The following is an 18180-nucleotide window of genomic DNA, read 5'->3' on the forward strand; positions in this document are numbered from 1 at the left end:
GCGGGTTAAGTTTGCTGCTCTACAGTCCTGCGCAAGACGGAAAGCACATTAAGTGCTTTCCTTTGCGTGCGGAACTCGCGACAAACTTAACCCGCGCCAGCCGGCCCCGGAGACCCTCCCTGCCGTCACTATGTTCAACCAGTTTTGCGGGCGTGCGCCGCTGCGCGGCTAGCCCGCGTGCTCCTCGGCGGGGTTGGTCTGATTGTTCTTGTTGAAGCTCGGCCTTTGGCTCAAAGAAAAACGGGGGATGCAATCTGCATCCCCCGTTTTTGTTGCGTTTACTCTAGGTCAATAAATTTGGTGCTGAGAATCTTGCCGTCTTTGACGAGCATTCTGGCCATGGTGGGGCCCCGGGTGCCCCTGGGGTAGCTGGCGCTGCCTGGGTTGAGGACCAAGCAGCGGCCCACCTGGGCCTCTTTGGTTACGTGAGTGTGACCGTTGATGGCTACGTCTACGGATCCCACAGGGAGGTCCTCGCGGTAGTGGGCTACGGCAAACTTAAGGCCCTCGTAGCTAAAGAGCGCCAGACGGTCCACTTCGGGGCCGTAATCACGGTAGTAGTCGTTATTGCCCAGAACCGCTCGCACGGGGGCGATGGTTCGCAGATGTTCGTAGTCCATCTCCGACGTAAGATCGCCGGCATGGATAATCAGGTCCGCGCCGCTCAACTCATCTAAAAGCGCGGGCGACAGATAACCGTGGGTGTCCGAGATGATGTCGATACGCTTGGCGCTTGCACTGTTCATGGGATCCCTTCCGCAAAACGATTTGGTGCGTTCATACAAAAAGCCCCGCGGCTCCGCAGACGATTTTGGTCTACAGGGCTGCGGGGCCGGTGTGCTAGAGGCTCAGGGCCTTCTTGAGCGGTACGACGCGACGGCGCGAAACCGGTACGCGTTCGTCGACGCCCGTAATGCCCAGCTGGATAGCGCCCGAGGGAACCGTCTCGACGTCGGTAACACACGCCAAGTTAACGATATAGCGGCGGTGAACGCGGAAGAAGCCAAAATCACAGAGCTTGGCCTCGAACTGTGCCAGCGAGGTCGTCGACAAAAAACGGTCATCGACGGTATAGATACAGGAGTAATCGTCCTTGGCCATAATGAAGCGAATGTCGTCCACGGGGATGAGCACCTTGCGGCCGCCCTTCTCCACCGGGATGCGCTCGATGGTCACCTTGCTGTCCGCAACGGGCTTCGTGCGCTGCATGACCTTCTCGATTGCACGATCCAGGCGGGCTTCCTCTACCGGCTTCATCAGATAGTCGACGGCATCCACATCAAACGCCTCAACTGCATGATCGCTGTACGCGGTCACAAACACGATCGCCGGCGGATTCTTAAGCTTATGCAGCGCCTCGGCAAGTTGCAGACCCGAAGCGCCAGGCATCGAAATATCGAGGAATACGACATCAACGCGACTCTCCATAAGCATCTCGATGGCGGAGCGAACGCTCGACGCTTCTGTGATCGTGCCGATCTTGCCCGTCTGCTCGAGCAAGAAGCGAAGTTCCGAACGGGCCGGGGCCTCATCATCCACAATCATCGCACGCAGCATGGGGATAAAACCTTTCGTCAACAAACTACATCGGGCATACGCCAACTGGCGTTAAGCCCGTGACCAATTATTCTACTCTTGAATGTCGAAGATGCTCTCCGACAAATCGAGATGTAGGAGCACTTTAGTGCCCTTACCCGGCGCCGATTCGACGCGCGTATAGGAGTGCGGCCCATAAAAGCGATGAATGCGCTCCGAAATATTGTGCATGGCAACGCCGGCGCCGCCACCCTGCGGGGAGCTGGCGTCGGGACGGGCAGAGCGCTCGTCAAACAGTCTGGCAGCGATGCCCTCGTCCATGCCCACACCGTCATCGGCCACCGAAATCAAAATCGCATCGTCACCATCCCTGCGCACCGTCACGTCAATCTTCAGCGCACTGGCATCACCCATGCCGTGACGCACGGCGTTCTCGACAATCGGTTGGATCACAAATGCCGGAACCAGCGCGTCCTCGACGTCCTCGGACACGTCAAAGGTCGCCAGCACGCGATCCTCGCCAAAGCGCGCCTTCTCAAACGTCAGGTAGCGCTTGGTCTGTGCGACCTCGCGCGACACGGGAATGAGCGAGCCCGAATTGTCGAGCGTTGCGCGATAGAACGAGGAGAACTCGCGCAGCAGCTCGCGGGCGCGCAGCGGGTCGGTACGCGTAAACGATGCGATGGTGTTGAGCGTGTTGAACAGGAAGTGCGGGTTAATCTGCGCCTGCAGGGCACGCACCTCGGCACGGGCCGTGAGCTCCTTTTGCACCTCGAGCTCGTGAATGGCGAGCTGCGTGGACAGGATTTCGGCAAAACCCGAGGCGAGCGCATACTGGGTACGGTCAACGGCACGCGGGGTCTTGTAATAGAACTTGAGCGTGCCGACGGTGCGGTCGCCCACCTTGATGGGTGCGATGATGCCAGCGGGGACCTGGTTGTGTGAGCCATCCGAACCCACCACGTCCACCACACGGTTGAACGACTGGACGATACCGTGTTCGATGACGTAGCGCGTGACGAGCGTACGAATGGGAGAATTGGGCAGCAGCTTTTCCTCAAACTCGCCCGCGCAGGCCAGTACGTTGCTCTCGTCGGTAACGGCAACTGTCATGGCGCGTGTCTCGGGCAAAATGCGCTGGCACACCAGACGTGCTGACTCCTGCGTCAGACCGCCTTTAATGTCCTCGAGCATGGCCGAGGCCACCGAGAGCGTCTCCTCGGTGTACTGCGAGCGAACCGAATCGGGATTGAGCGTCAAAAAGAAAAAGATACACAGGAAGATGCATAGCAGCGTACAGGCGACCACGGTCGCGATTGGATCGATTCCAGTCGCCAGGGCAAAAACAAAGTACACCAGCACACAAATGGCGCAGGATACGGCAATGATGCGAAAGATTGACATTGAACTATCGCGCTGGGCGCGGCGGTCGATCATTCAGTCCCCTCCAGGATGCTGGTCAGCTGGGCGTCACGCCAGAGCCCATCCATAATCTTGGGCCAGAAGCTCTGGAAACGCAGGTAGCTTGCGGCGTTTTGGCGTGCGTAGGTCCTGGCCTCGTCAATACCGTGGCGCCAAATGCGTAGGTATCCCTCGTGCTCGCGGGTAAAAATGCTGCGGACCATGGCAGTCTTACGCACGCGATCGTCAAGCTCGCGCGAAATCCACGGACCCGGATAGGGCATGAGAGACGCGGCTGTAACGGGAATGAGCTCTTTCTGATGCGCGGCAAACGTTAGCTTGGCACGTTCGTAGTACCAACGGTACACGTCCTGCATAAAGCGCGGCGAGCGTTTCTCGGACTCGGGCGGTAGATGGCGTACGGTCCACTCGTTATCAAACCATACGTCGTAGCCAAATATGCGCATATTAAAGAGGTAGTCCAGGTCCTCGCCACGAGTGATAAACGGGTCAAATGCCACGCGGGTAAAGGCGCGGGCATGGAGGGCCATAAGGCCGCCGCACACATAGTTTGAACGCGAAATACGGGTGCCCGAGAGCGCCTTTTTCATCCAGCGATTGAACTCAATACGCTTGGTCCACCAACGGTGGCAGATGCCCACCTTGTCCGTGGGGGCCAGCGGCGATCCGTCTCGATCGTAAAAGTAGCCGCTCTTAACCAAGATTGGAAGGCCCTGACGCGTCTGCTGCCCCAACGCGTAAGTCGCGCGTTTCATAAAGTCGGCATCGATGACAGTCTCGTCGTCATCCAAAAAGATGACGGCATCGTGACCTAGCACGGCGGCACAGGCAAGTCCCATATTGCGGATGGCGCCATAGCCGCGCAGGCTCACGCATTCTCCCGAACCCTTGGGCGCAATCTGCGCTACGCGGTCGGCGATACGCGATGCCTGGGTATTGGTGACTACGGTAACTTTGAGCGTAGGGTGCGCGTCGACAATTTCGCGTACGCGCTTCGACACATCCGCCGTGGCCGAGATGGGACAGACCACCAAAAGGATGATTCGCGGAATATCGCGTACCTGCTCGAGCGAAGCAAGACAGCGATGGAGCTCGGGATTGGTGGCGTTGAGCTTCGTCGAGTGGTCATAGACACCGGGAGCGTTTGCATGGGCATCATCGCCCGCCCAATATGTTGGAATCACAACTGTGGCGTTCATGCCTTCCCTCCCTGCAACACAAAAACGAGGCGCCGCCAAACACAGGCGACGCCCCGCGACCTAGCTGATTCCATCATACCCACTTGGGCAAATCATTGCTCGCAAGTCGCAATGTTTATTGCGGATAACCCCAAAAGAGTACCGCGGACAGGCACAATAGCCGCCCGCTCCTATGCGGCATGCTCTGCCGCTCGAGTCATGCGAGACAGGCGGGCCAGCAGCATAAAGCCAACGACCAGCAGCACAGCAATGGAAAGAACGCCCAGCGACGGGTTGCCGGTCAGCGAGGTGACGACCGACACCAGAAAGGTGCCCATAACGCTTGCATAGCGCCCAAAGATGTCAAAGAAGCCATAGTACTCGTTGGACTTTTCCTTGGGGATGATGCGGCCAAAGTAGCTACGGCTGAGTGCCTGCACGCCACCCTGGAACAGGCCGACCATAATGGCAAGCACCCAGAATTCAAAGGCGGTCTTGAGGAAAAACGCGGCGAACAGCACAATGCCCATGTAGGCGGCGACCGCCACCAGGATCATGTTGAGCGTGCCCACGCGTCCGGCGAGCTTGCCGTAGATGATGGCGGACGGAAAGGCCACGAACTGCGTAACGAGCAGGGCCAGTACCAGCTGGGTCGAGTCGATGCCCAGAGCCGAACCGTAGCTGGTTGCCATGGAAATGACCGTGTGCACACCGTCGATGTAGAAGAAGAACGCGATCATGTAGACCAGCACGGTCTTGTTGTGGGCGATCTCGCGCATGGTGTGTACGACCTCGGAGAACACGCCGCCCACGATGTGGCCGATGGTGTCCTCGGGACCGCGCTCGCGACCGTACTTTTGCTTATAGGTGCGAATGAGCGGCAGGGTAAAGATGAGCCACCAGGCACCAGTGATGACAAACGACAGACGCGTTGCCAGCATGGTGGGGACGCCAAGAGCGGGACCACCCATGATGAGCGCCAGGCAGATGATGAACGGCACGGTGGAACCGATGTAGCCCCAGGCATAGCCCGAGCTGGACACGGCGTCCATGCGCTCGTCAGTGGTAATGTCGGGCAGCATGGCGTCATAGAACGTCATAGAAGAATTAAGGCCGATGGTGCACAGCACGTACACGGCCAAAAATGCCATGGCGGACATTGGGATAGCCTGCGCCAGGCAAAGCACCAAGCCCGTGAGGAAGAAGCCCAAGAAAAACTTGATCTTGTTGCCGGCGTAATCGGCAAGCGCGCCCAGAATGGGCATGAGCATGGCAATGACCAGCGAGGCAATCGTCTGCGCGCTACCCCAAGCGACCACCAGGTCGGCCGAGGAAGCACCGGTATTGATGGCGTTAAAGTAGATGGGCACCACCGAAGTGTTGAGCAACACGAGGGCCGAATTGCCCACATCGTACATAACCCAGTTACGCTCGAGCTTGGTGTATTTCATGGACAGGGACCCTTCGTGTTCGCCCGATATGCAGCTAGTTCATCGTACCCCAATTGTCCAGAACCGCCGGTAAGGATTCGGCAAAGGGGGCACGCACGGGCCCTATTCCTCGCGGTCGAACTCCTCATCGGCTTCAAGCACGCGACCGCTGTAGTTGATATGGCCGGTCACGGCCTCCATATCGCCGGTCTCGATAAAGCGGGTGACCGTGCACTCGTAATCGACCAGCGCGCGGTCAAAGACCTCGGGGAAACTCTCGTTCGAGACCTCATCGGTAAAGGGATTCTTCCATGTCAGATGGCCCAGATTGCCGGTGCGCTCGGGCAGCTCCGTCGTCACGCGATGGGCAAGGCCGTCGAGCAGCGAGTAGTCGTGCACCAAGCCCTCAACCAGCGAGATCGCGCGCGTCTTTGCGGAGCCGGCCGGCTCAATCGCGCGGTAAAGTCGCTGCATGTCGGCAACGGCGGCACCGTACTCCCCCGCTGGGATATCGATACCGTACACACGCCCGGCAACATAGCTCATCAGCACGCCGGCCACGCGATTGATGCGGTCGGTGGTGACGATCTCGCCCGCCGGCGGATAGTCCTCGACCGTGGCCCCGTCGCGCTTGAGCTGCAGCATCAACACGTCCAGGTCACTTTCGAGCACCGCATGGACCTGGCTGCCCGAATCCCCCAGCTCGGGATCGGACTCGACAATGCCAAACTGCTGCTCGTACACAAAGGGGTGGGCATTACGGTCGAGCACGTAGTGCGACAGCAGGCCCAGCGCAAAGGCGCGGCCCAAGTTGGCATCGCGCGGGAGCAGATGGGACACGCCGTCGCGCAGGCACGAGAACTGGCGCGACATGCGCGAGCGATGCATGGCCTGCGCCAGCAGCGTGCAGTCGGAAACGCGCGGCGTCAGGATGTGGAAGAAAAACGGGTCGGGACCCTGGTTGCCCAGGATAAAAGCAATGCGTTCCTCGTCGGACGTAATGACGCCCTGCGGCAGACGATCGATGCTTTCCTCGCCAAACAGATGATGCGTAATAAGCGCAGGCATAATGATCCTTTCGATTTCATTCGATGTCACCCATTATGCCCACCGCGCGCCCATGCCAAACCTGCGTCGGCAAACGATGGCATGCGGACCGTCTACACAAGCCCCAGGCGCGCCTTAACCTCGGCAGCGCGACGACGGGACACGGGCACCGTCGAGGTTACGCGATCGAGCCTGAGTTCCATAAGACCCGTAGAACCGATCTCGACATTGTGCACGTCTTCCAAGTTGACCAGATAGCTGCGGTGGACACGGATAAAGCCCTCGGAGGCCAGGCGCCGCTCGAGCGATGAAATCGACTCATTGATCAGATATGTTCCCTCGGCGCAGACGGCGTTGCAAAAATCGGCGCGCGCCTCAAAGTAGCAGACATCCGCCACGGGAATGAACACCTTTTTACCCCCACGATCCACCGTCAGGCGCAAAGGCTGGCGCGGAGCATGGACGACACGGCGAGCGCCCAGGGCGGTCTCGATCTTATCGAGCGCCTTTGACAGGCGAGCATCCTCGACCGGCTTTACGATGTAATCGACGGCATCGAGGTTATAGGCATCGGCCGCATACTCGGCAAATGCCGTCACAAACACCACGACCGGCGGTGTCTTTAGGTTCTGAAGCGTCTCGGCAAGCTCAATTCCCGAGCGACCGGGCATGGTAATGTCTAAAAACAGCACGTCGGGCTTGTTCGACAGAATCGATTCCACGGCTTCGGTGACATTGCCCGCCTCGGCAATCTGGCCCACACGCGCATCCTTTTCCAACAGATAACGTAGCTCAGCCCTAATTGGGGGCTCGTCATCAACCACCAAGATATTCCAGCCTTCGGACATATGCGCTTCCCCTCTTTTTTTCTCTCAATCCAACCGCGTGCTACACCGTTAGCGGCGCCGGCTCATGCGGCTCGCCGTTCAACTCAACGATGACCTGCGTTCCCACGCCCTCCTGGGACTTCACGCGCATGCCAGAATCTTCTCCGTAAAAGAAATGGATGCGCTGAAGCACGTTGAAGAGCGCCAGGCCGCAGCCTCGCTTGACGGAGCCGTCGGCGGTAATGCTTTCGGGCTCCTCTCGGCGATGCTGCTCAAACAGATGCGCGCAGACTTCTTCGCTCATACCGATGCCGTCATCTTCGACGATGATCTCCAAGCCGTCATCGGTCTCAAAAGCCCTAACACGAATGGAAAGCGGCTCGGTCTCGCGCTGCGCATGCTTGATGCAGTTTTCGAGCAGCGGCTGCAAGATAAACGGCGGCACCAGGCTGTCGCGCACCTCAAAGTCGATGTCGACCGAAACGCGCAGACGGCCGTCGCCATAGCGGGCCTGCATAAGATTGATATAACGGGTGCCCTGTTCCACCTCGTGCTCGAGCGTGGTGAGCGTATCGGAGTCAGAAAGCGTCTGACGATAGTAGTTGGAAAAGTCGATCAGCAGCGATCGCGCCTTGTCGGGCTCGGTTCGAACGAGCGAAACGATCGTGCTAATGGTATTGAATAGAAAATGCGGATCGACCTGCGACTGCAGAGCGCGGAGCTCAACGCGGGCCGTGAGCTCATCTTGGCGCTCGAGCTCAAAGCTGGCGAGCTGCGTGGAAATGAGATCGGCGAAACCCGAGGCAAGCGCCGTCTGTCGCATATCGATGCTGCTCAGGCGTGGGTAATACAGCTCGAGTGTGCCCACGCAATGACCGCGCACGCTAAGCGGCGCGACAATACCGGCACGCAGACGGGGAAAATAGCCGCCCGTCTCATTGGAGGCATCACGCGAAAACACGCTCTGTTCGCCCGTCTCAATCACGTTGAGCGTGGTCTTGAGCACTACCGGGGTTCCGGCAGGGCACTTTGCCGAGTCCTCGCCCCAGCTTGCCAGCACCTGCCTGCCGTCAGTAAAGCAGATGGCAGAAGCGATGGTCTCGGACAGGATAATTTTAGAGGCACCCAGGGCCGCTTCGGGCGTAAGGCCGCGCGACGTGTAGGCAAATATTTTTGATGCGATGGCGAGCGTGCGGTCGGTTGCGCTCGATGTGAGGTCATCGGGGACCACAAAGACATACGAGAAGAAGAAGCACAGCATGACCAGGCCGGCAATAACGACAACGCCTGGAACGGGATTGGGATTATCGGTTAAATCCCAGATAAGCAGCAAGATAAGCGCCGGAACGACAACACCGAGTAGGATGGCCTGAACCACATGCTGGGCCGTACGAAAGACCTTGGTAGAGTTGTAACTCTTGCCCAGAATCAGCCTATTGAGATCCACCGTCATCCCCTCTTGTCCGTAGTACCGATAGCAATAAAGAGGGCCGCAAGCGACCCTCTCCATTGCATTATGCAATCAAAAACTGTGTTTTACATCCAGCCATCGACAAACGGTAGCTTAGGCGCTGTACTTGTTTGGCTCGCCGAAGGTGCCGGCCTCGACAATCCAGCCGTCCTTCATGATGACGTCCATGTTGTCGGTGTTGAGCACGTGGATGTCGGCGGCGACGTCACCGTTGACGACCAGCAGGTCGGCGCACTTGCCGGCCTCGATGGAACCGGTCTCGTCCTCGATGTGGCACATCTTGGCACCGTTGAGGGTGGCGCAGGTGATGGTCTCGACCGGGGTGAAGCCGATCTTGTCGACGAACTCGTACATCTCCTCGATGGAGCAGGTGCCGTACGGGGTGACGAAGGAGAAGGAGTCAGAGCCGATCGTCATGACGACGCCGCGCTTCTTGGCCTCGCGCAGGCAGTCATAGTTGCGCTGCAGCTCCTTCTCGACCAGGGTACCCTCGTACTTGTCGTGCAGCTCGGGGACGTAGACGGGAGGATAGGTGGCGTACCAGGTGGGCAGGAAGGCGATCGTCGGGGTGAAGAAGGTGCCCTGCTCGGCCATGAGGTCCATGGTGCGCTCATCGATATCGAAGCCGTGAATCAGCTGCTCGCAGCCAAAGCGAACGGAATCGTAGGCGGCGGCGTGGTTGTTGTAGCAGTGGCTCCACACGGGGATACCGACCATCTTGGCCTCTTCGACCACGGCCTGGATCTCCTCGGAGCAATAGTGCTGGTCGCGACCGGAGTCCCAGCGCCAGATGCCGCCACCGGTAGCCCAGATCTTGATGGCATCGGGGTTCTCGCGCAGGCGACGACGGACGGCCTTGCGCAGATCCCAAGGACCGTCGACCTGGTCGCCCCAGGGATGGGATTCCTTGTTGAGCTCCTGGGTGCAGTGGTGGGAGTCACCGTGACCGGCAACACGGCAGAAGCCGAGGCCGGTGGCCAGAACGCGCGGGCCCTTAAAAACGCCCTTGTCGATGCAGTCGCGAATCTGGATACCAAAGCGGCCGATCTCGCAGACGGTGGTGAGGCCGTGGGTGAGGCAGTCGTAGGCCTGCTTGACGGCGACGGCCTGCTTCTCGAGGAGCGGCTGCATGACCCAATCGGTGTCATCGTCGGTCAGGTTGCCCGAGAAGTGCAGGTGGGTGTCGATCAGGCCGGGAAGGACAGTCTTGCCGGCGGCGTCGATAACCTCAACGCCCTCGGGAAGGTCCTGCATAACACCGGCGTACTCGATCTTGCCGTTATCGTCGACGAGAACGAGGGAGTTCTCGACCGGCTCGGCACCGGTACCGTCGATGAGCTTGCCGCCAACGATTGCATACTTAGTGGACATGGTTCCTCCTTATGGATCCATATAGTGGGTGAGGCCGTGTTGGGTTAAGGCCTCACAAAGCTACCCAAGTGATGCCGGGTTCGGTACGCGGGAGAGAGGGCACCGCGCACCCAATCCGCCCCGGCTCGGCGTTACTTTTTACGGGAATTGGTGAAAGCCATGAGAGCCAGGCCAATAGCCAACCAGCCGATCACGATGCTCCACTCCACCATGTTGAGGGAGGCGGGAGAGAACGGAATCACGAGCAGGCCGATGATGATGGCGCAGGCAGCGATGGCGAGGCTGATGCCAAACTTGCCGCCGGGCACCTCGTAGGGACGAGGTAGGTCGGGCTCGGTGAAGCGCATGCGCAGGCAGGCAAGAGCGACCATGCCGCAAGAGAAGATGAAGGCGAGAGCCGACACATTGGTCAGAGGGATGAGCATGTTCTTGCCCAGGAACGGACCGACGACGGTGATGATGGCCAGAACGACGCAGGCGAGCTTGGGAGCGCCGGAATTGGGATCGACCTCCGCAAACTTCTCGGGCAGCTGGCCCTTGCGGCCCATGGCGAGCATAATGCGGCTCGTGGCGCCGTAGAAGGAGTTCATCGGGCCCATGGGTCCAAGCGTGGCGATGACGAGCATGGCCAGGTACAGGAGCATGTTGATGCCCTTAAGACAGGCAAGCGCGGGAACCGGGCTCTTAACAAACTCATGCCAGTCAAGGATAGTGCCGAACGAGTAAATGCAGACCATGTAGAAGCCGCCGGCGGCCAGCAGGGCCAGGGAGATGATCTTGCCGAACTTGTTCCAGTTAAGGCCCTCGGCTGCTTCCTCAGCCTGCTGAGGAATGGTGTCGAAACCGGCGTAGAAGAACGGGGTCAGAACCAGGACCGACACGATACCGGCGAACAGGCTGGTGCCCTCGGTGGCGGCCTTACCGCCGCCAGCACCGGCGACCTGGGAGAACACAGGCATGGCGTTGTTCGGCGAGCCGGTGAACAGCGAGACGCCCATGGCGAGTAGCATGCCGCAGAGCAGGGCCTTGGTCAGGAAGGCTTGGAGCTTGGCGGCCGAGCTGGCACCGCGGAAATTGAGGAAGATGACGTAGACTGCAAAGCCGAGCGCGATCAGCGTCGGGAACAGGTAAACGTCGGCGCCCAGGATGGTGTAGAGCTTGATGGCGCGCAGCCACTCAAGACCGGGCAGGCTACCGAACATCTCGGACACGAGAGTCGAAATGGCAATGGCCTCCCACGGGCACAGGATGCCGTTGCCCAGGGCCAGGAGCCAACCGGTAATGTAGCTCATTGTACGGCCAAAGCTACGATCGACATACTCGACGATGCCGCCCGAGATGGGGATAGCAGCCGTAAGCTCACCGAAAACAGCTCCGACGGGCACGAGGAAGATTGCACCCAAGAGGAATGCGATCATAGCGGGAACGGGACCGCCGCCCACGACCATCCAGTCGCCGACCTGCAGAACCCAACCGGTACCGATGATGGCACCGAAACCGATGGTGAAGAAGTTCCAGAGCGAAAGCGTTTTCTTCATGCCGCCGGTATCCTCGACTGCAACTTCTGCGTTCTTGTCCGCCATTGTTCCCCTCCTTTCCTTTCTGACGCCCCTTGGCGTCACCCCTTGCACGGCCTGTTTTGCCGCGCACTTTTTATTTCATGGCTTTAAGATACGGCCTTGGCACAGCAACGCCACTCGTAGCTCGACCGAAGGCAGAACTGCAAAACGAGCGGCGCCGTTTTTGGGACGAACGGCGAGGGGCGCCACTCGGTGCGGGCGTCCGTTTTGATGACGCGACTCAATCGCTCGCGGAGGGCGTCGCTTTATGACGCCAGGCTCGCTCCCGTCCATGCCGCTTACCGAGGTTTTGGTGTATGTCCTCATTTGCTGCACGTCTTTTTTGTAGGATGGACGGGTTATACATGAGACGAGGCGGTGCAAATGGCATACGAATACAACGGCGGCGAACGACAGCGAAACGTTCGCCTTGCCGGGCGTACCACGCCAGCATCCAGGAGTGTTTCTGACAACGACGGGCCGCAGCGTCCGCAGGATCGCCCCTTGTCGTCTATGCCGCAGAATACCAGCACGCGTCAAGCGGATCGCCCACGCTCGGGCACCCGTCAACGCCGGGCCGAAGTGCCTCGGCGGCAGAAAATCGATCGGCGAAAGTCTGACAACCACATCAGCCGTTTCTTTTCGAAGCCCCGCGGCGGACGCGGCGCAAAGCAGCCACGGCCGCTGGGACGCGGCCGGGCCGCCAATCCGCAGATTCATCGTCTCTGTCTTGCCCTGTGCTCCATCATGGCATGTCTGGCCTTTGTGTATCTGGGGTCGTGTGCCTCGCATGGCTCTGCCGGCCTAGAGCCCACCGCCGAGGAAAAGCTCCTCAAAGCCCCAGTCGCACCCGGCTACTCGTTTGCTTTTTCGACCCCACGTTCGCAGTGGAGTGCCGGCACCATGCCGCATATCTACCAGATCGACCCCGCATGGTCGGAGCTGCCCTACGCCGGTGGAACCATCCGCCAAAACGGCTGCGGACCCACCTGCCTCACCATGATCTACATCTTTAAAACGGGGCGCACCGATATGACACCGGTCGATATGTGCGCCCTTTCCGAGGCGGGCAACTATGCCCCCACCGGTGCCACCGAGTGGTCGTTTATGACGAGCGGCGCCGCGCAGCTGGGGCTTAACGGGACGCAGCTCTACAACGACCGAGACTCGATGGCCCAGGCCTTGCGCTCGGATGCTCCCGTAATCGCCGTCGTGCGTCCCGGCACGTTTACCAACGTGGGTCATTACATCGTCCTCTACGGCATTGACGACGCCGGCCACATCGGTGTCTACGATCCCAATTCGCCCAGCCGTAGCGCCCGCCGTTGGGGCGTCGTAGAAGTCCTCAACGAAATCGAAGCCATGTGGGCCTACTACTAGTCATTGGGTAGTCGTTGGGGACAGCCCTTGTGGACGCCACTTGTGGGCGGCCGGACAGGACCATTCCCAACAGCCAGAAACTGCCGTGCGCGGAAAGTGCATCCCGCTTTGGAGCTCGATTGCGGGATATACTTTCCGCGCACGGCCTGTTTGGGAAACTGCGGGCCACTTTTCGGCCAAATTCCGGGATGCATTTTCCGGTTGAGGGGTCTAGGGAAACTGTGCCCCATTTTAGAGGCTCTTTCTGGGATACGCTTTCCGCAGTTGGCGGCGCAGCCTTTAAGGACTGTCCCAAGCTGCCGGCAGGAAAGGAACGTCCCCAAGCGCCGGGTTGAAACAAAAGCCCCGCAGTCGGAGCGGACTGCGGGGCTCATGAAGAGAGGCTAGTTTATGGGCGCTTTGCCTGGCACCCACAAGAGAGGCAACAGAGTAGAGACTACTCGTGGATGCGGGTACCGGAGAGGCCGGCCATGGTCTCGGCGGCCTTGTCCAGGGCGCCGATAATGCAGGTGCGGCCCTTGCGGGAACGGGCGAACTTGATGGCAGCACGGACCTTGGGCTCCATGGAACCCTTACCGAACTGGCCCTCGTCGGCCAGGCGCTCGGCCTCGTCAGCGGTGAGGTCCTCGAGCTCCTCCTGGTTGGGCTTGCCAAAGTTGATGGCGACATGCTCAACGGCGGTCAGCAGGAACAGAACGTCGGCGTCGCAGTCCTCGGCCAGCAGCTCGCCGCCCAGGTCCTTGTCGATGACGGCGGGAACGCCCTTGTAGCAACCCTTGTTCTCGTAGTCGCGGACGACGGGAATGCCGCCGCCACCGCAGGCGATGACGATGAACTCGTTGTCGAGCAGGTTGAGGATGGAGTCGGCCTCGACGATCTTCTTGGGATCGGGGGAGGCGACGACGCGGCGCCAGCCGCGGCCGGAATCCTCGACGAAGACCTTGGAGGGATCCTCGGCCATGAACTCCTTGGCCTGCTCCTCGGTGTAGAAGGGGCCGATCGGCTTGGTCGGGTTCTTGAACGCGGGATCGTCGGGATCGCACTCGATCTGGGTGACGACGGTGGCGGCGTGCCAACGCTTATAGCGCTTGTGCATCTCGCGGCCGATGCCCTGCTGCAGGTGATAACCAATGTAGCCCTGGGACATGGCGCCGCACTCGGGCAGCGGCATCTCGGGGGTGCCGATGGCGTCGTGGGCGGCGGCGAAGGCATTCTGGATCATGCCGACCTGCGGGCCGTTGCCGTGGGTGATGATGATCTCGTTACCCTGCTCGATGAGACCAAGGAGTGCGTGGGCGGTGTTGCTCACGGCCTCGATCTGCTCGACGGGGTTGTTGCCGAGGGCGTTGCCGCCAAGGGCGACGACAATACGATCGGGCTTGCCAAGAGGCTTAGACATTGCTGAAATCCTTTCTGTAAAAGGCCTACATCCCATTAATAACCCACGTCCGTGCAATACGCGAGTTTATTAAGGTTTATATTCTCTTTATCGCTCATTTTATTCATTTTGAAAACAGTTGAACGGTGAACGGTCGTTTTTACCCGTTCAGCGTAAAGATGCCCAGCTCAAGCATATCTAAGCTATTTACGTGCGACTTTATTTTGATATAGCAGGGATTAGACCAGATTATACAAACTATATCTTTGCTAAACACAAAACAGACAGCGCAATATCTTACTCGCACTATACGAGATTCTATACATTTATAAGACGAGTATGCAGCCCTGCAATAACATGGCGTTTTTCATCCAACTTAAGGAATAGACAAGTGTTCATACCGCGCGTCGGCCGGCAGCCGGCGAGCCGTCTCGTCGATTGCCGCTTCCAGAAATTCAAAAACTGATATTGCGCGCGCAATTACGGCATGGTACTTTAGCGAAGAACAGCGCGGGCTGGGGCGACAGAGATCTGTCGTGAAGTTTGGGTTCGGCGACCCCGCTGCTGTCTTCTCCTTATCCGCCAGCGAACCCCTTGAGCGACGGATTGAGGAGGTCCTTACTATGACAAAAATGCTCAAGATCACGCTGAATGGCGAGACGTTTCTCGCCGACATGCTCTGGGACAAGGCTCCCGAGGCGTGCAAGCTGTTCGAATCGTCCTGTCCGGTCGAGTCACGTATCTTTTCGGCCAAGATCTGCGATGCCGAGGTAACCTATCCCGTATCGGGCCCCATCGCCAATTACGAGCACATCGAGAACCCCGTCTTTCACGAGCCAGCGGGCGCCGTGAGCTGGTATGGCGGCTGGTCGTCAATTTGCATCTTCTTTGACGTGTGCGAGCCCTTTGGCACCTGCAACATGTTCGCCCGCATCTGCGAAGCCGACCGCGAGCGCTTTGCCGCCGCCTGCCGCAATGTCTGGGACAACCAGGGCATGTACATTAAAAACGAAATCGTCGAGATCGAAACGGAGGCCTAAAGATGATGGATATCAACACCCTGCTCGCACTCGACCTTGCCGAGTACACCACTGCACTTGAGGCCCTCGCTGACCAAATGATGCTCGAAGAACCCCGTGACATCGACTACATGCGCCGCCGCAAGCTCGACACCGGCCGCGAATTCGCCGTCTGGAACTTCACCGTCGGCTACTGTATGAACGCCGCCGACGCTCTCTCCCTCCTGCGAGCCCAGGCCAACGAAAACGCCAACGACGGCACCGCCGACCTCGCAACGATCAACAACAGCGCCGCGCGCCTGTGCGACTGGTTCTCGGGCGCCTTTGACGTCACCGGCAAAATGGATGACACTACGGCAATCCTCGCCCACAGCCGCGACCTCTACGCCCAGGTAGAGACTCACGAACAGTTCGCGGCCCTCACCCGTGCCACTGAGCGCTATCTGGTCCAGCTCCAATTTTGGGTCGACCGCCAGATTCCCTGGCCGGCTATTAGCGACCTCGTCCACGGCTACCGCCTACGCACAGAGAGCGGCGAGACAAGGTAAAAACAGCCAGGTAGCACCAACATAGTCCCACCACGGGACCCAAAGTAAGAATCAGAGGGCTGGAGACGCACGCAACAGCGTCCCCAGCCCCTTCGCAAAGTAGAGCGCTGTTTCAGTGGCTTTGAGACCTTATCGGACCTTTGCTATCTTCCAATTTTTGTATATTTACGACGTTATTATCTGCCAATTTTTGTATGATTTTAGGCGATTCTATCTGTCAATTTTTGTCATTTGGGGGTTTAATGCTACGCCGTAAGGTCACTGATAGGCTTTTGAGCTGGAAGAATAACTCCAATAAGGCATTACTTGTTACTGGTGCGCGTCAGATCGGCAAGAGCTATGCGATTCGCGCGTTTGGAAAAAGCAACTACGCTTCGTATTTTGAGGTCAATTTACTACTCGATATCGAAGCAAGGAATGCACTTGTTGGCGCAAAGAACTCCGTTGACTTTATCAACCGCGTAGCCCTTCTTGCGGATGCGCCGCTTGTTGAGGGCGATACGCTTGTCTTTGTCGATGAGATTCAGGAGTATCCGCAGATCGTTACACTCATGAAGGCGTTGGTCGAGGATGGGCGCTTTAGCTATGTCTTCTCGGGGTCTATGCTTGGGACTGAGTTTAAGGGGATCTCTTCTTTTCCGGTGGGGTATGTAGAGCACATTGTTATGCGCCCGATGGATTTTGAAGAGTTTTGTTGGGCAAACAGCGTTAGCGAGAATGTGCTTGCAGGCATTCGCAGCTGCCTTGTCGAGAAACATCCTGTCGAAAACTATATTCATGAGGCGATGCTCAAGAACTATAGAGCTTATATCGTTTGCGGCGGCATGCCGGAGGTCGTTCAGAATTATATTGATTCGGGTTATTCGCTCGTGAGCACACGTGAGCTTCAAACTCAGTTGGTCGATCAGTACAAAAGCGATATCTCAAAATATGCATCGACTCGAGCGTTTAACGTTCGGTCGATTTTTGAGCAAATTCCCGTTCAGCTTGAGGCGGAGTCTCATCGCTTTGTTGTTTCGTCTCTGGGTGAGGGAGCTCGCCTTAAAAAATATGAGCAGGATTTCCTGTGGCTTGTTAACGCAGGTGTTGGATTGATGGTCGCCAGGGTGACGGAGCCACGGAGTCCTCTCAAGAGGACGGAGAAAACGACAGCCTTCAAACTATACGAGTCTGATACAGGCATGCTCGCATCGCGATACCCCGGTAGCACTGCACGCGCTGTCTATCTTGATATGAAAACTCCCAACCTTGGTGGTCTCTATGAGAACGTGGTCGCGCAGGAACTCGTTGCCCTCGGGGCGGATGCATGGTACTACCAAACGCGTGAGGTCGGTGAAGTTGACTTTGTGATCGAAGGCGCCCACGGGCATGTTGTCCCAATCGAGGTCAAATCGGGCAAGAAAGTTCGAGCGCATGCGGCCCTCGATCGTCTGATGAGTGTAGGCGAGTACAAAATTCCCGAGGCCGTTGTACTGAGCCACGAGAATCTCAGCAAAGAGGGCAAGGTTCTGTACGTTCCAATCTACATGACGTTTTGTCTCGATGAGTTTATGGAAAAGGATGACCCCAATAACGATTTCTCGTTCGCACCCATATCTCTCTAGCCATTTGAATCCGCAATCCAGCCCCGCCCACGCATCAATGCATTTCCCAAGGTGCTGCGCGTTTCGCGGCAAAGCCGCGAAAAAGCAAAGGGATAAGAAGCGGCAACAGCCAAATCCTCCATCCATCCCCAAAGTAGCGCGACTTTCGCGGCAAAGCCGCGAAACAGCGAAAGGGGCAAAAGGCCCCCTCAGCCACGTCCTTCATTCAGCCCCACAATCCGAGGACGTAGTCGTAGCGGGATCTGAGGGCTAACCTTCGCGGACATTTCGCAGGACGAAAGAACCCCCGCCGCACGTAGTGTGAACTGCCTCCCATTTCTTGGACATGAGAAATGGGAGGCTTTTTATGCGTGTCGACTTGAGGGTGAAGCACGACATCGAGGCCAGGAAGGCGGCGATCGGGCTCTTCG

16 protein-coding genes are annotated in these 18180 nt (G+C 58.3%); 4 read left to right on the forward strand and 12 right to left on the reverse strand.

Annotation, left to right across the window (positions count from 1 at the left end; genetic code table 11):
- Positions 1-278: 278 nt before the first annotated feature.
- The 10 genes from ACTQ1E_RS08245 to ACTQ1E_RS08290 all read right to left on the reverse strand — a co-directional run bounded on the left by ACTQ1E_RS08245 (position 279) and on the right by ACTQ1E_RS08290 (position 11865).
- Positions 279-746 (reverse strand): YfcE family phosphodiesterase, encoded by a 468-nt coding sequence (locus ACTQ1E_RS08245; RefSeq protein WP_427719507.1) that lies wholly within the window; start codon positions 744-746, stop codon positions 279-281.
- A gap of 94 nt (positions 747-840) precedes the next feature.
- A complete protein-coding gene (locus tag ACTQ1E_RS08250) occupies positions 841-1557 on the reverse strand; it encodes a LytR/AlgR family response regulator transcription factor (protein ID WP_154518646.1) in 717 nt (238 codons plus the stop codon).
- Between the two features lie 72 nt (positions 1558-1629).
- Complete coding sequence (locus ACTQ1E_RS08255; protein WP_441565790.1) at positions 1630-2973, reverse strand: histidine kinase; 1344 nt, start codon at positions 2971-2973, stop codon at positions 1630-1632.
- Positions 2970-4157: a glycosyltransferase gene (locus tag ACTQ1E_RS08260; RefSeq protein ID WP_441565792.1), complete on the reverse strand. Its 1188-nt coding sequence runs from the start codon at positions 4155-4157 to the stop codon at positions 2970-2972. Before ACTQ1E_RS08260 ends, ACTQ1E_RS08255 begins: the two co-directional genes overlap by 4 nt.
- Before the next feature lie 170 nt (positions 4158-4327).
- Entirely contained in the window at positions 4328-5587 is a 1260-nt protein-coding gene (locus ACTQ1E_RS08265) for an MFS transporter (RefSeq protein ID WP_427728898.1), read from the reverse strand.
- Between the two features lie 102 nt (positions 5588-5689).
- A complete protein-coding gene (locus ACTQ1E_RS08270) occupies positions 5690-6634 on the reverse strand; it encodes a zinc dependent phospholipase C family protein (protein WP_441565794.1) in 945 nt (314 codons plus the stop codon).
- 92 nt (positions 6635-6726) lie between these two features.
- The gene (locus ACTQ1E_RS08275; RefSeq protein ID WP_154518631.1) at positions 6727-7461 is read right to left on the reverse strand and encodes a LytR/AlgR family response regulator transcription factor; all 735 of its coding nucleotides are present in this window, start codon (positions 7459-7461) and stop codon (positions 6727-6729) included.
- Positions 7462-7501: 40 nt separating this feature from the next.
- Complete coding sequence (locus ACTQ1E_RS08280; RefSeq protein ID WP_427728891.1) at positions 7502-8887, reverse strand: sensor histidine kinase; 1386 nt, start codon at positions 8885-8887, stop codon at positions 7502-7504.
- A gap of 117 nt (positions 8888-9004) precedes the next feature.
- Complete coding sequence (locus tag ACTQ1E_RS08285; RefSeq protein ID WP_154518625.1) at positions 9005-10282, reverse strand: metal-dependent hydrolase family protein; 1278 nt, start codon at positions 10280-10282, stop codon at positions 9005-9007.
- Between the two features lie 131 nt (positions 10283-10413).
- Complete coding sequence (locus tag ACTQ1E_RS08290; RefSeq protein WP_441031882.1) at positions 10414-11865, reverse strand: APC family permease; 1452 nt, start codon at positions 11863-11865, stop codon at positions 10414-10416.
- Positions 11866-12588: 723 nt separating this feature from the next.
- Between ACTQ1E_RS08290 and ACTQ1E_RS08295 the strand changes: the two genes are divergently transcribed.
- Positions 12589-13221, forward strand: coding sequence for a C39 family peptidase (locus ACTQ1E_RS08295; RefSeq protein WP_441537352.1), 633 nt, complete (start codon positions 12589-12591; stop codon positions 13219-13221).
- Between the two features lie 436 nt (positions 13222-13657).
- On the opposite strand, the gene arcC is transcribed toward ACTQ1E_RS08295, so the two are convergent.
- Positions 13658-14620, reverse strand: a complete 963-nt coding sequence (arcC, locus tag ACTQ1E_RS08300; protein ID WP_006235166.1) for a carbamate kinase — start codon at positions 14618-14620, stop codon at positions 13658-13660.
- Between the two features lie 602 nt (positions 14621-15222).
- Here arcC and ACTQ1E_RS08305 point away from each other — a divergent pair.
- The 3 genes from ACTQ1E_RS08305 to ACTQ1E_RS08315 all read left to right on the forward strand — a co-directional run bounded on the left by ACTQ1E_RS08305 (position 15223) and on the right by ACTQ1E_RS08315 (position 17770).
- Positions 15223-15639 carry a DUF3830 family protein gene (locus ACTQ1E_RS08305; RefSeq protein ID WP_154518619.1) on the forward strand — a complete coding sequence of 139 codons (417 nt, stop codon included), beginning with the start codon at positions 15223-15225 and terminating at the stop codon, positions 15637-15639.
- Between the two features lie 2 nt (positions 15640-15641).
- Entirely contained in the window at positions 15642-16166 is a 525-nt protein-coding gene (locus ACTQ1E_RS08310; protein ID WP_368138240.1) for a hypothetical protein, read from the forward strand.
- 242 nt (positions 16167-16408) lie between these two features.
- On the forward strand, positions 16409-17770 hold the full coding sequence (locus ACTQ1E_RS08315) for an ATP-binding protein (protein ID WP_441064199.1): 1362 nt from the start codon (positions 16409-16411) through the stop codon (positions 17768-17770).
- Here ACTQ1E_RS08315 and ACTQ1E_RS08320 read toward each other — a convergent pair.
- A complete protein-coding gene (locus ACTQ1E_RS08320) occupies positions 17767-17949 on the reverse strand; it encodes a hypothetical protein (protein WP_427729279.1) in 183 nt (60 codons plus the stop codon). The genes ACTQ1E_RS08315 and ACTQ1E_RS08320 overlap by 4 nt on opposite strands.
- Positions 17950-18180 lie beyond the last annotated feature (231 nt).

It is taken from the genome of Collinsella sp. LCP21S3_C7 (assembly GCF_052118485.1).
GTDB lineage: Bacteria > Actinomycetota > Coriobacteriia > Coriobacteriales > Coriobacteriaceae > Collinsella.